Source organism: Pseudomonas sp. MAG002Y (assembly GCF_019400845.1).
In the GTDB taxonomy this organism is placed as follows: domain Bacteria; phylum Pseudomonadota; class Gammaproteobacteria; order Pseudomonadales; family Pseudomonadaceae; genus Chryseomonas; species Chryseomonas luteola.
This window is the reverse complement of sequence record NZ_WOEJ01000011.1, coordinates 51,041-63,880: the sequence shown is the minus strand read 5'-3', so window position 1 is coordinate 63,880 and position 12,840 is coordinate 51,041. Positions and strand designations below refer to the sequence as shown.

The 12,840-nt window shown below is 56.6% G+C and carries 11 protein-coding genes; 6 read left to right on the top strand and 5 right to left on the bottom strand.

All coding sequences use genetic code 11. The features are described 5' to 3' along the window. Positions 1 to 11: 11 nt before the first annotated feature. Positions 12 to 809 (top strand): tRNA cyclic N6-threonylcarbamoyladenosine(37) synthase TcdA, encoded by a 798-nt coding sequence (gene tcdA / locus GM154_RS16305; RefSeq protein ID WP_219652798.1) that lies wholly within the window; start codon positions 12 to 14, stop codon positions 807 to 809. Positions 810 to 818: 9 nt separating this feature from the next. Here tcdA and mltF read toward each other — a convergent pair whose 3' ends face one another. Further along, positions 819 to 2,291, bottom strand: coding sequence for a membrane-bound lytic murein transglycosylase MltF (gene mltF, locus GM154_RS16300; protein WP_037030091.1), 1,473 nt, complete (start codon positions 2,289 to 2,291; stop codon positions 819 to 821). A gap of 334 nt (positions 2,292 to 2,625) precedes the next feature. Here mltF and purL point away from each other — a divergent pair, with 334 nt between their 5' ends. After that, the gene (gene purL / locus GM154_RS16295) at positions 2,626 to 6,525 is read left to right on the top strand and encodes a phosphoribosylformylglycinamidine synthase (RefSeq protein WP_219652797.1); all 3,900 of its coding nucleotides are present in this window, start codon (positions 2,626 to 2,628) and stop codon (positions 6,523 to 6,525) included. Between the two features lie 64 nt (positions 6,526 to 6,589). Then, the gene (locus tag GM154_RS16290) at positions 6,590 to 6,901 is read left to right on the top strand and encodes a YqfO family protein (protein ID WP_219652796.1); all 312 of its coding nucleotides are present in this window, start codon (positions 6,590 to 6,592) and stop codon (positions 6,899 to 6,901) included. Between the two features lie 49 nt (positions 6,902 to 6,950). Here GM154_RS16290 and GM154_RS16285 read toward each other — a convergent pair whose 3' ends face one another. Beyond that, a complete protein-coding gene (locus GM154_RS16285) occupies positions 6,951 to 7,454 on the bottom strand; it encodes a murein L,D-transpeptidase family protein (protein ID WP_037030094.1) in 504 nt (167 codons plus the stop codon). A gap of 89 nt (positions 7,455 to 7,543) precedes the next feature. Further along, entirely contained in the window at positions 7,544 to 8,086 is a 543-nt protein-coding gene (locus GM154_RS16280) for an NUDIX hydrolase (protein ID WP_010797584.1), read from the bottom strand. A gap of 113 nt (positions 8,087 to 8,199) precedes the next feature. On the opposite strand from GM154_RS16280, the gene GM154_RS16275 reads away from it, so the two are divergent. The 3 genes from GM154_RS16275 to purT all read left to right on the top strand — a co-directional run bounded on the left by GM154_RS16275 (position 8,200) and on the right by purT (position 10,348). Continuing rightward, a complete protein-coding gene (locus GM154_RS16275) occupies positions 8,200 to 8,796 on the top strand; it encodes a CoA pyrophosphatase (protein WP_197872740.1) in 597 nt (198 codons plus the stop codon). Positions 8,797 to 8,890: 94 nt separating this feature from the next. After that, positions 8,891 to 9,082: a DUF1289 domain-containing protein gene (locus GM154_RS16270; protein WP_073450372.1), complete on the top strand. Its 192-nt coding sequence runs from the start codon at positions 8,891 to 8,893 to the stop codon at positions 9,080 to 9,082. A gap of 84 nt (positions 9,083 to 9,166) precedes the next feature. After that, positions 9,167 to 10,348 (top strand): formate-dependent phosphoribosylglycinamide formyltransferase, encoded by a 1,182-nt coding sequence (gene purT / locus GM154_RS16265; RefSeq protein WP_010797586.1) that lies wholly within the window; start codon positions 9,167 to 9,169, stop codon positions 10,346 to 10,348. Positions 10,349 to 10,391: 43 nt separating this feature from the next. Here the strand turns inward: purT and GM154_RS16260 are convergent, their stop codons facing one another. Both GM154_RS16260 and GM154_RS16255 read right to left on the bottom strand, forming a co-directional pair. Next, positions 10,392 to 11,702, bottom strand: a complete 1,311-nt coding sequence (locus GM154_RS16260) for an MFS transporter (protein WP_010797587.1) — start codon at positions 11,700 to 11,702, stop codon at positions 10,392 to 10,394. A gap of 236 nt (positions 11,703 to 11,938) precedes the next feature. Beyond that, positions 11,939 to 12,739, bottom strand: coding sequence for an inner membrane protein YpjD (locus tag GM154_RS16255; protein ID WP_010797588.1), 801 nt, complete (start codon positions 12,737 to 12,739; stop codon positions 11,939 to 11,941). Positions 12,740 to 12,840: the final 101 nt, after the last annotated feature.

Below are 12,840 nucleotides of genomic sequence, written 5' to 3'. Positions count from 1 at the left end.
TGAGAGCCATTATGAATATTGATCAACAACGCTTTGGTGGCATTGCCCGCTTGTATGGTAACGATGCGCTCGAGCGTCTGGCTGCCAGTCATGTCGCGATAGTCGGTATTGGTGGTGTAGGGTCCTGGGCGGCCGAGGCCCTGGCGCGCAGTGGCGTTGGCCGTATCAGTCTGTTCGATCTGGACGATGTCTGCATCAGCAATACCAATCGACAAATCCATGCGTTGGAAGGACAGGTGGGACGGGCTAAGGTCGATGTGATGGCTGAGCGCATCCGGGCAATCAACCCGGCGTGCGCCGTCCATGCCGTGGCGGATTTCGTCACGCGGGAGACCATGGCGGATTACATCACGCCGGAGATGGATCTGGTGCTGGACTGTATCGATAGCGTCGCGTCCAAGGCTGCTCTGATCTCATGGTGCAAGCGCCGCAAGATCAACATCATCACAACCGGTGGAGCGGGTGGTCAGATCGACCCGACCCAGATTCAGGTCGTCGATTTGAACCGGACCTATAACGATCCGTTGGCATCCCGCGTACGTTCACTGCTGCGCCGCGACTATGGGTTTTCACGTAACCCCAGCCGGCACTACAGCGTGCCGTGCGTGTTCTCGACCGAGCAGCTGCGTTATCCCAAGCCGGATGGCAGCGTGTGCCAGCAGAAAAGCTTTGTAGGGGAAGGGGTACGACTGGATTGCTCTGGCGGTTTTGGTGCGGTCATGATGGTGACCGCAACCTTTGGCATGGTGGCCGCAGCCAAGGCGGTAGATAAACTGATCGCCAAGCCTTCAAAGCCAAAGATGGTCTAGGCCCGTCGGCTACATTTCCTGCTCGGGTTCCTTTTCAGCAATACCGGGCAGGTGCATGCCGCTCTTGGCCAGCTGTGAGCCTTCCATCTGCGGCTGGGTCACCCAGGTCAGAATGTCGTAATAGCGGCGAATATTCTGCACGAAGTGCACCGTTTCGCCGCCTCGGGCATAGCCGTAACGGGTCTTGCTATACCATTGCTTCTGACTGAGTCGTGGCAACATGCGTTTGACGTCCAGCCAGCGATTAGGGTCCAACCCTTCGTCCTGCGCCATCTTTCGCGCATCTGCAATATGCGCACTGCCAATGTTGTAGGTTGCCAGGGCGAACCAGGTCCGATCCGGCTCCTTGATCGACTCGGGAAGCTCGCCGCGAATCTGATTGAAGTACCGGGCGCCGCCCTCGATGCTCTGGAAGGGATCGAGCCGGTTGGACACGCCCATGGCCTGGGCTGTGTTGTTGGTCAGCATCATGAGGCCGCGTACCCCGGTTTTTGAGGTCGCATCAGCCTGCCACATCGATTCCTGATACCCGATGGCAGCCAGAAGCCGCCAATCGACCTCCCGTTGCTGTGCAGCCTTGCGGAAGTGCTTCTCATAAACAGGCAGGCGTTGTTGCAGGTGCTGTGCAAAGGTGTAGGCGCCTACATACCCCAGAACATCCACATGACCGTAGTAGCGCTCCTTGAGGTGCTGAAGCGTATTGTCCTGCTTGGCCTTGTCGATAAAAGCGTTGATGGCTTTCATCAAGGTGCCGTCTTCGCGCTCGGCTGTTACCCAGGCGAGGCTTTGTCCATCTCCGAGATCAAAGGCGACGCGCACGTTGGGAAAGTAGACCTGATTCATGGCCAGCTCGTTGGAGTCGACCAGCGTAAGATCGATCTGGCCCTCATCGACCATCTTCAGCAGGTCAGCCACCTCAACCTGATCAGACTCTTCGTAGGTAAGATCCGGCTGCTGGGGTTTGAGCGCAGCCAATTGTTCCGCCTGGCTGCTTCCCTTGAGCACCATGATGCGCTTGCCTACCAGATCGCTTACCTGTGCAGGGCGCCGTGAACCATTGCGATAGATGACCTGCGGAACAACATCAAGATAGGGATGAGAGAAGTGGAACTTCTCCTGCCGTGCCGGGCTGGGCGTCAGGCCTGCCGCTGCCAGGACTGGTCCTTCAGCACTGTCGAGACGGTTGAAAAGATCATCCAGGTTATCTGCAGTTTCGATCTGCAGTTTGAGCCCCATGCTGTCGGCGAAGCTTTTCACCAGCTCGTATTCGAAGCCGGTATCACCGTTACGGTCTTGGAAATAGGTCGCCGGGCTGTTGCGGGTAATAACGCGTAGAACGCCCTCCTTCTGTATCCGTTCCAGGGTAGTGGGTTGTTTGGGAGGAGCTTCGTCAGGCTCTTCGCACCCCTGGAGCAACAGAAAGATCGCAGTCGCCATGATGCAGGCGATTCGTTTCAGGCAAAGCGCATGGTGTGCAAACATCCACTCAGTATACGCAAAGCTATCCAAGTGCCATACCAGGGGAGCGCCACAGAATTTTCTATTGCCTGGATTCCACTCGTAACCAATTTTTGCTAAGCAAGGCCAAAATATCCGAGTGAAGTGGGATCAGTCGCGACGATTCCAGGGTTTCCAAGAGGCATCTTCAAGCCGTCGAGAGGTCGTTATTTCTGGAGCGAAGCGTTTCTCAGGACGGCTGCATGAGTCGGTTTGACGCAGCATTAGCGAAACCTTTGTCGCCTAAAGGTGTCTCGCCGGGTCCTTTGCGGTAGAATACCGGCCCCTGAAATTCCTCTAGCCCCGAGGCTGTCCTACGATGCTGATCTTGCGCGGCGCTCCCGCTCTTTCTTCGTTTCGTCACGGCAAACTGCTCGACCAACTGACCCGTAAAGTGCCGGGTGTTTCCGGACTTTATGCCGAGTTCGCTCATTTTGCCGAGGTGGTCGGCACGCTTACCGCTGAAGAGGAGCACGTGCTTGAGCGCTTGCTCAAATACGGACCCAGTGTTCCGGTACAAGAGCCTGTAGGCCGGCTGTTCCTGGTAGTCCCGCGCTTTGGCACGATTTCGCCGTGGTCCAGCAAGGCCACTGACATCGCCCATAATTGCGGTCTGGCCAAGATCGAGCGCATCGAACGGGGCGTCGCCTATTATATTGCTGGCGATCTGTCCGATGCCGATGTTCAGGCTGTGGCTGCCACCCTGCATGATCGTATGACCCAGCTCGTGCTGGGAGGTCTGGATGAGGCAGAAGCCCTGTTCAGTCATGCGACGCCCAAGCCGCTGACGGTCATCGATATCCTGAATGGCGGCCGTGCCGCGCTGGAAAAGGCCAACAGCGAACTAGGTCTTGCCCTGGCGGATGATGAGATCGATTACCTGGTCAAGAGTTTCCAGGGACTGGGTCGCAACCCCCATGACATCGAGCTTATGATGTTTGCTCAGGCAAACTCCGAGCACTGCCGTCACAAGATCTTTAATGCCAGCTGGGATATCGATGGCGAAGGCCAGGAAAAATCCCTGTTCGGTATGATCAAGAACACCTATGAAATGCACCGTGAGGGCGTCCTGTCTGCCTACAAGGATAACGCTGCGGTGATCGAGGGATTTACTGCCGGTCGTTTCTATCCTGACCCGCAGACTCGTCAGTACAGCGCCAATCAGGAGCCGATTCATATCCTGATGAAGGTGGAAACCCATAACCACCCGACAGCAATTGCACCATTCCCTGGCGCCTCTACGGGTTCGGGTGGCGAAATCCGAGACGAGGGGGCGACCGGTCGTGGTGCAAAACCCAAGGCAGGTCTGACCGGTTTCACGGTTTCCAACCTGAATATCCCAGGTTTCGAGCAACCTTGGGAAAAGCCATACGGCAAGCCCGAACGCATCGTGACACCACTCGATATCATGATCGAAGGGCCATTGGGCGGCGCGGCATTCAACAACGAATTTGGCCGCCCGGCACTGGCAGGTTACTTCCGTACCTTCGAGCAGGCGGTTGAAACCCCACGTGGCGAAGAGGTCCGGGGCTATCACAAGCCGATCATGCTGGCGGGCGGTATGGGTAACATCCGTGCCGACCATGTCCAGAAAGGTGATATCTCCGTAGGTGGCAAGCTGATTGTCTTGGGTGGCCCGGCCATGTTGATCGGCCTGGGTGGAGGCGCTGCCTCGTCGATGTCCACTGGCTCCAGCTCGGCAGACCTGGACTTCGCTTCCGTGCAGCGTGAAAACCCCGAGATGGAGCGCCGCTGCCAGGAGGTGATCGACCGCTGCTGGCAGATGGGTGACAAGAACCCTATTACCTTCATCCATGACGTAGGCGCAGGCGGTCTATCCAATGCCTTCCCTGAGCTTGTCAACGATGCCGGTCGTGGCGGTCGCTTTGAGCTGCGCAACGTACCTAACGACGAGCCCGGCATGAGCCCGCTCGAGATATGGTGCAACGAGTCCCAGGAACGCTATGTGCTGTCCGTGGACGCCGAGAACTTTGAAACTTTCAAGGCCATTTGTGAGCGTGAACGCTGCCCGTTCGCGGTAGTTGGCGAGGCTACTGAAGAGCGTCGTCTCACGGTAGCGGACAGCCATTTTGAAAATAATGCGGTCGACATGCCGCTAGATGTTCTTCTGGGCAAGCCTCCACGTATGCATCGCTCCGCTACTCGCGAGGAAGCGCTGGGTGATGACTTTGACGGTGCCGGCCTGGAGCTCAAGGAGGCGGTAGAGCGCGTTCTTCGGCATCCAGCCGTTGCCAGCAAGAGCTTTCTGATCACCATCGGTGACCGGACCATCACCGGCCTGGTCGCGCGTGATCAAATGGTTGGTCCCTGGCAGGTTCCAGTGGCTGACTGCGCGGTTACAGCGACCAGCTACACCGTCTATACCGGCGAGGCAATGGCCATGGGCGAGCGTACGCCCTTGGCATTGCTGGATGCGGCAGCGTCTGGCCGCATGGCGGTAGGTGAAACACTGACCAACCTGGCGTCGGCGCGTATCGAGAAAATCAGCGATATCAAGCTTTCCGCCAACTGGATGGCAGCTGCCGGACATCCGGGTGAGGATGCTCGCCTGTACGATACGGTAAAGGCAGTGGGCATGGAGCTGTGCCCGGCTTTGGGTATCACCATCCCCGTGGGCAAGGACTCCATGTCCATGAAGACCCGCTGGGAAGAAAACGGTCAAGACAAGAGCGTGACGTCGCCTCTGTCGCTGGTCGTGACGGGCTTTGCTCCAGTGCAGGATATTCGTCAGACCCTGACGCCTGAGCTGCGCATGGATAAAGGCGAAACGGACCTGATCCTGATCGATATTGGTCGAGGCCAGAACCGCCTGGGTGGTTCAATTCTGGCGCAGGTTCACAACAAGATCGGCCACAAGGCACCTGATGTGGATGATGCAGAGGACCTCAAGGCCTTCTTTGCCGTCATCCAGGGGCTCAATAAGGACGGGCTCATCCTGTCCTATCATGACCGTTCCGATGGTGGCCTGATCACGACGCTCGTGGAGATGGCATTTGCCGGTCACTGTGGCCTGTCTCTGAAACTGGATGCCTTGGCCGCTACCCGTGATGAACTGACCCGCGCCTTGTTTGCCGAGGAACTGGGTGCTGTGATCCAGGTGCCTCAGGATTTCACATCCGAAGTGCTGGCGCAGTTCACTGCTGCAGGTCTTGAGGATTGCGTGGCGGTCATTGGCCAGCCGGTAAACGGTTACGAGGTCAATATCACCTATAACGAGCAGAACGTCTTCAAGGCCGAGCGCCGCTCGTTGCAGCGTATCTGGAGCGAAACCAGCTATCAGATCCAGCGACTGCGTGACAACGCTGACTGTGCTCAGCAGGAATACGACGCATTGCTCGAAGAGAACAATCCGGGCCTGTCTGCCAAGCTGAGCTTTGATCCGAACGAAAACATCGCTGCACCTTATATCAAGACAGGTATACGGCCTCAGGTCGCGGTTCTGCGTGAGCAGGGCGTTAACGGTCAGGTCGAAATGGCTGCAGCGTTTGACCGTGCCGGCTTTGCCTCGGTAGACGTGCACATGAGCGATATTCTTGCTGGTCGTGTCGATTTGAACGACTTCAAGGGTGTCGTTGCGTGCGGCGGTTTCTCCTACGGTGACGTCTTGGGTGCCGGTGAGGGATGGGCCAAGTCGATTCTGTTCAACGCCCGTGCACGTGATGCGTTCCAGCAATTCTTCGAGCGTACGGATAGCTTTACGCTGGGCGTCTGCAACGGCTGCCAGATGGTCTCGAACCTGCGCGAGCTTGTTCCGGGCAGTGAATTCTGGCCACGCTTCGTGCGTAACCGCTCAGAGCAGTTCGAAGCGCGTATTGCCATGCTACAGGTACAGGAATCGCCATCCCTGTTCTTTGCGGGCATGGCAGGCTCGCGCATGCCGATTGCCATTGCGCACGGTGAAGGCCATGCCGAGTTCAGGGACGCCGCGGCCCTGCAGGCAGCAGATGCCTCTGGCACCGTCTCGCTACGCTTCGTTGACAACCATGGGCGTGTCACCGAGACGTATCCGGCCAACCCCAACGGCTCGCCGCTGGGTATTACGGGCCTGACCAGCCGTGATGGTCGCGTCACCATCATGATGCCGCACCCTGAACGCGTTTTCCGCGCAGTTCAAAATTCCTGGATCCCATGTGATTGGCAGGGCGAGGACGGCGGCTGGATGCGCATGTTCCGTAATGCGCGTGTCTGGGTAGACTGATAAGTCCGAGAAGGCCGGTCATACTGTTTCAGGTATGACCGGCCTTTTTGCATCTGGAGGATTTATGTACAAGTTATGCTTCTATGTGCCAGGCAGCCATCTGGAGTCCGTCAAGGACGCGGTATTTTCTGCAGGAGGTGGTCGCATCGGTAATTACGAGGCGTGCTGCTGGCAGGTCTTGGGGGAGGGGCAGTTTCGCCCATGTGCTGGAAGCAACCCTTTTCTAGGGAAGATTGGCGAGCTGGAGCGCGTGGCAGAATGGAAAGTAGAGCTGGTCGTGACCGATGACTATGTAAAGCAGGCTGTCGAGGCGTTACGCAAAGCCCATCCCTATGAGACGCCAGCCTATGAGGTGTGGCAGCTGGCGTCATTCTAGGTCAAGGCCGAACGTTGTGACTCCTGTGCTTCAGGTGTGTACCGGAGCTTCAGGGGCGTATCTCGATCAACGTACCGTCCTTGACGAGTGTCCAGATTTCACGCATATCTGCATTGGTTAGCGCAATGCATCCATTCGTCCAGTTCAGCGAAGAAAAATACCACTCCGGGTATTCTTCATCGATAGGTGTGCCGTGAATCATAATCATGCTGCCCGGTGGCACGCCTGCTGCTTTTGCGCGTGCCAGGTCCTGTGCATTGGGGTATGAGATGTGCATCGACAGATTGAACTTGTCGCTCGTCTTTCGCCAGTCTATCCAGTAGAAGCCTTCTGGCGTGCGCTGATCCCCTTCGCGAAACTTGGGCCCCTTGGGGAATTTGCCCAGTGATACCCGGTAGGACTTGATGGTTTCGCCCTTGCTGAGCAGCTCAAGCTTGTTCATCGACTTTATGACCAGCACCTTGTCGATTGTCCGGCCATCAAGTGTTGTTGTCGTGCTGGCAAGGCAGAGGGTAGAGAAAAACAGGCAACAGAAAGCAGTAAGCCAATACATCCGGCGCATTTGAAAAATAATCCCTAGCTAAGCGACTGCAGAAAGCAGCCAAGGCGTGCTGCTGTTCACTCTGTATATATCAGCTGGAACTAGCGTTCCAGCATGGGTGCGATGCCTTCATGATGCACTGAATAGTGACCGGTTCGGCGATCAGCAAAAAAGCATTCTAGGGTACGCGCAATGGTCGGAAAAGCGAGTGACGACCAAGGGATATCTGCTTCGTCAAACAGGGCTGTTTCCAGGCTTTCTTCACCAATGCCAAACGACCCGCCGACAAGCTCGCCGCGGAACAGCATATAAACCTGATTGATATGGGGCAGGTCGAATAAGGTATAGAGCTTGAGGTTGCCGACGTTAGCGCAGGCTTCCTCCCAAGTCTCACGGGCGGCGGCCTGTTCGATCGTTTCGCCGTTTTCCATGAAGCCGGCCGGGAGTGTCCAGTAGCCGCGGCGAGGTTCAATGGCGCGGCGACATAAAAGTACTTTATCTCCCCAGACGGGCAGGCATCCCGCCACAATGCGAGGGTTCTGGTAGTGCACCGTGTGGCACTGTGTGCAGATGTAGCGAGGGCGCGTATCCCCCTCGGGAATGCGCTGAACCAGCGTGCCGCCGCAATAGTTACAGAATTTCATGATGCCTCCTCGTCGTCCTGCCATCTTGCGAGGAGCTGAGGCTGCAAGCAAGGGGTTGGGCAAGCTGGATATTCCATGCCATGATGCCTCAAGAGTAAGCGTGTGGAGAAAGCATCGTGGATGAGTTGCTCCATCGATTGCGGCATTATCGACCGCGTCACCTGGAGACTGATCGTACACACCCCGAAGCCGCCGTATTGTTGCCTATTATTCGAGGTGATGATCCTGAGCTGGTTCTGACGCTGCGCGCCAGCAATCTGTCGACGCATGGGGGAGAGGTCGCATTACCAGGTGGGCGACGTGATCCGGAAGATCCGGACCTTATTCATACAGCGCTGCGTGAGGCGTATGAGGAGATTGGTCTGCCGCCGGGGCTGGTTGAAGTGGTCGGGCCGTTGAGCCCCTTGATTTCTTATTACGGGATCAAGGTAACGCCTTATGTCGGCATTATTCCCGATTACGTGGAGTACACGCCCAACGACGCTGAAATCGCAGCCGTATTTACGGTTCCGCTCAGCTTTCTGTGCGAAGTGCCTCCAGAGGTCACGCCGAGGATCGATGAGCAGGGGCGACGTTCCTATATCCCAAGTTATCAGTACGGTGAGTATCGGATCTGGGGCCTGACGGCTGCCATTATCGTGGAGCTGGTCAACCTGCTTTATGATGCCGGCATTTCGCTTCATGAGCCGCCTCATTCAGTTGAGAAATGATGCCTTTTGATGCACTTCTGCCATCAGGCCAAGTAGAATTCATGCCAACGATACGTTATCAGGCCGCTGCCTGTACGAGATGACAGCCTTGGACATGAATGAAAACGAAAAGCCTGTTCGCTCTCCCTGCGTGCAAGTCTGTGTGCTGGATGAGGCCGATATGTGCACAGGATGCCAGCGCACCGCTCAGGAAATATCTCAATGGGGACGCATGACCAACACCGAGCGGCGTAGGGTTTTGCAGCTGTGTGAGGAACGTGCCTGCGCCGCTGGCCACTATTTCTAAGGGCACCTCAGATAGCGATCGAGTGCGTTGTCGCTATGGGGCAGCCCGGTTAAACCCATGACTGTATACACCAGAGGATGCTGCATGACCCAGATAGGAACTCCATTGTCACCTACCGCCACTCGCGTTCTGTTATGTGGCTCTGGTGAGCTTGGTAAAGAAGTTGTCATTGAGCTACAGCGTTTGGGTGTGGAGGTCATTGCCGTCGATCGTTATGCCAATGCACCGGCCATGCAGGTAGCCCATCGTAGTCATGTCATCAATATGCTGGATGGCGCTGCGCTTCGCGCGATCATCGAGCAGGAAAAACCTCATTACATCGTGCCCGAGATCGAGGCAATTGCCACGGCAACCCTCGTTGAGCTGGAGGGCGAAGGGTATACCGTCGTGCCTACCGCACGCGCTGCGCAGCTGACCATGAACCGCGAAGGTATTCGCCGTCTGGCTGCGGAGGAGTTGGGTTTGCCCACTTCACCGTATCACTTCGCGGACACCTTTGAAGAGTATGCCGCTGCCGTCGAGTCTGTAGGCATGCCTTGTGTCGTGAAGCCGATCATGAGCTCCTCCGGCAAAGGGCAGAGCGTCATCAAGTGCAGCGAAGACATTCAGGCCGCCTGGGATTATGCTCAGGAGGGCGGACGCGCGGGTAAGGGACGCGTCATTGTTGAAGGCTTTATCGACTTTGATTATGAAATCACCTTGCTGACAGTTCGTCATGTCAATGGGACATCCTTCTGCGAACCTATTGGTCATCGTCAGGTAAAAGGTGATTACCATGAGTCCTGGCAGCCGCAAGCGATGAGTCCCAAGGCACTTGCTGAGTCCGAGCGTGTTGCCAGGGCGGTCACCGAGGCGCTGGGCGGGCGTGGTCTGTTTGGCGTTGAGCTGTTTGTAAAAGGCGATCAGGTGTGGTTCAGCGAAGTCTCTCCACGTCCCCATGATACAGGCTTAGTAACGCTGATTTCTCAGGATCTCTCTGAGTTTGCCCTTCATGCCCGTGCCATTCTGGGATTACCGATACCGGTCATTCGCCAGTTTGGTCCATCAGCCTCTGCCGTACTGCTGGTTGAAGGACAATCTACCCAGACAAGTTTCGGCAATCTAGGTGCAGCGCTAAGTGATCCGGATACGGCCCTGCGCCTGTTTGGCAAGCCTGAAGTGGCAGGGCAGCGCCGAATGGGCGTGGCACTGGCTCGAGATGAGTCGGTGGAAGCGGCCCGTGAAAAGGCGACCAAGGCGTCGCAAGCCATCAGCGTAACGCTTTAATCCTTCGGGACGACAGCCCTGCCTGCACAGGGCTGTCGCTTGATTACAATTCCCGATCTCGTGTTTCCTTAAGGCACAGTACGGCAATCAAGCTGATCAGCGCCGCTGCGGAAACATAACCTCCTACCCAGCTCAAGCCTCCGGTATCGGCTAGCTTCTGCGCAATATAAGGCGCTACCGAGGCACCCAGGATACCGCCAAGGTTATACGCGGCCGAGGCGCCGGTATACCTGACGTGGGTGGGGAAAATCTCCGGTAACAGCGCGCCCATCGGTGCGAACGTCATACCCATGAGAAACAGCTCCAGCGCCAGGAAAAGCGCAATGCTACCTGTTGAGCCATGGGTAAGCAGAGGCTCCATGGCAAAGCCTGACAGCAGGGCGGCGGCTGCACTGATTGCTAGAACTGGTTTGCGGCCATAACGGTCGGCAAGCCAGGCCGACAGAGGGGTAGCCAGAGTCATGAACAGAACGGCAAAGCACAGGAGCCCTAGAAAGCCCTCTCGGCTGAACCCTAGTGTTTTAACGCCATAGCTCAGCGAAAACACTGTTGAGATATAGAACAGCGCATAGCACACCACCATGGATAAGGCGCCCAGCAGCATGGGGTGCCAGTGCTTGGTAATTGCTTCGGTTAATGGAAGGCGCAGCTTTTCGTGTCGCTCCATCGCTTTGGCGAACACTGGTGTTTCACTTAGTTTGAGGCGGACATAAAGGCCAACCATTACCAAGGCGGCGCTCAGGATGAAAGGAATCCGCCAGCCCCAGGCCTTGAATTGCTCGTCCGATAGCAGCACGGCCAGCGCGAGAAACAAGCCGTTAGCCGCAAGGAAGCCGATAGACGGGCCCAGTTGGGGGAACATGCCAAACCAGGCTCGCTTGTTCTTCGGCGCATTTTCCGTTGCCAGCAGCGCGGCGCCACCCCATTCTCCGCCCAGTCCAAGCCCTTGGGCGAATCTGAGAACGCACAACAGCACGGGGGCCCAGCCACCTATGCTGGCATAGCCAGGGAGCAGGCCGATCAGTGTGGTCGAAACACCCATCAAGAGGAGCGAAGCCACTAGAGTGGATTTTCGACCAATCCGATCGCCGAAATGGCCAAACAGTGCAGAGCCGAGAGGACGGGCCAGGAAAGCGATGCCAAAGGTGATGAATGCGCTGAGCGTTTGCGCAATCGCAGATGTTTGTGGAAAGAACACCGGGCCGATGACGAGTGCGGCGGCGGTAGCGTAGACATAAAAATCGTAAAACTCGATAGCCGTGCCAATAAAGCTTGCCGTTGCGATACGGGCTGTAGAGTTTGCAGGCGCGGCAGGCGAAACAGGTTCCGCCTCGTAGGTTGCAGTAGCAGTCATTGGATGTCCCAGGCGCTGTCGTTTTTTTATGGCCTGACTCGTACGCTTGCCCGGGTAGGGCACAGGTGCGTAATCATCCGGTGCGGATGTGAATCGTTAGCCTGTTATGACGCGGCTCTATCGACGAAGGGGTAACCGCAGAGAGAGACGTTTAGCTGGGTAAGCCTTTGGATTATGGACAAGCCTTGCCGTTTCCGGCAAGGCTTGCGAGGGACGAGGTGCCTATGAGGCGATCTTCAGATATGCAGGATGAATTCACGCACCAGCTTGCTGCCGAAATACGCGAGCATCAACAGGCAGAAGCCGGCCAATGTCCAGCGGATGGCCTTGTGTCCACGCCAGCCCATGCGATGACGCCCCCACAGCAGGACGCCAAACAGGACCCACGCCACACAGGACAGAACCGTCTTGTGTACCAGGTGCTGGGCAAGCATGTCTTCGAGAAACAGCCAGCCGGAAATCAGGGATAAGGACAATACAGCCCAACCCGCCCACAGAAAACCAAACAGCAGGCTTTCCATGGTTTGCAGAGGGGGGAAGCTCCGGATCAGCCCCGATGGGTGCTTGTTCTTGAGCTGCCTGTCCTGAATCAATAGCAGCAACGATTGAAAAACAGCCAGTGTTAACAGACCGTAGGCAACAATCGAGAGCAGGACATGGGTTAATATGCCTGGCGTAATATCGATCGGTTGAACAGTGCCCGACGGTAACACATCAGCCAGGAGCGTCGTGATGGCTCCTAGAGGATAAATCAGTACCAGTAATGTCTGTAGCGGCATGCGGATGCAGCCGAGCAGAATCAGAAGTATGGCTACCGCCGCGATCAGGCTGGACGCATCAAAAAAGTCCAGCGAAAGACTGCTGGGTAGAATCAGCTGAATGAACAAGGCCGCGCCATGGGCGAGCAACGCCACTACGCCCAACGAGACCAAAAGGGTATTGTTGGGACGCTTGCGCGTGGTCAGACACACACTTTGATAGGCCGTGGCGACACTATAGAGAAGGGCAGCCGTCAGGCTGGGCAACAGGGATGACATAAATCCTTGAATCACTGAGCCGAAAGCGGATGAGTTTGGCACAGATGCCAGTGTTCAAGGAAGACTGTAGACGATGCCAGCCGACGTCCTCTTCGTTATAC

What these genes read in the sequence shown, in the direction of transcription:
- tcdA (WP_219652798.1), top strand. Translation starts at nt 12, where the DNA reads ATGAATATTGATCAACAACGCTTTGGTGGCATTGCCCGCTTGTATGGT.
- mltF (WP_037030091.1), bottom strand. Translation starts at nt 2,291, where the DNA reads ATGTTTGCACACCATGCGCTTTGCCTGAAACGAATCGCCTGCATCATG.
- purL (WP_219652797.1), top strand. Translation starts at nt 2,626, where the DNA reads ATGCTGATCTTGCGCGGCGCTCCCGCTCTTTCTTCGTTTCGTCACGGC.
- GM154_RS16290 (WP_219652796.1), top strand. Translation starts at nt 6,590, where the DNA reads ATGTACAAGTTATGCTTCTATGTGCCAGGCAGCCATCTGGAGTCCGTC.
- GM154_RS16285 (WP_037030094.1), bottom strand. Translation starts at nt 7,454, where the DNA reads ATGTATTGGCTTACTGCTTTCTGTTGCCTGTTTTTCTCTACCCTCTGC.
- GM154_RS16280 (WP_010797584.1), bottom strand. Translation starts at nt 8,086, where the DNA reads ATGAAATTCTGTAACTATTGCGGCGGCACGCTGGTTCAGCGCATTCCC.
- GM154_RS16270 (WP_073450372.1), top strand. Translation starts at nt 8,891, where the DNA reads ATGAATGAAAACGAAAAGCCTGTTCGCTCTCCCTGCGTGCAAGTCTGT.
- purT (WP_010797586.1), top strand. Translation starts at nt 9,167, where the DNA reads ATGACCCAGATAGGAACTCCATTGTCACCTACCGCCACTCGCGTTCTG.
- GM154_RS16260 (WP_010797587.1), bottom strand. Translation starts at nt 11,702, where the DNA reads ATGACTGCTACTGCAACCTACGAGGCGGAACCTGTTTCGCCTGCCGCG.
- GM154_RS16255 (WP_010797588.1), bottom strand. Translation starts at nt 12,739, where the DNA reads ATGTCATCCCTGTTGCCCAGCCTGACGGCTGCCCTTCTCTATAGTGTC.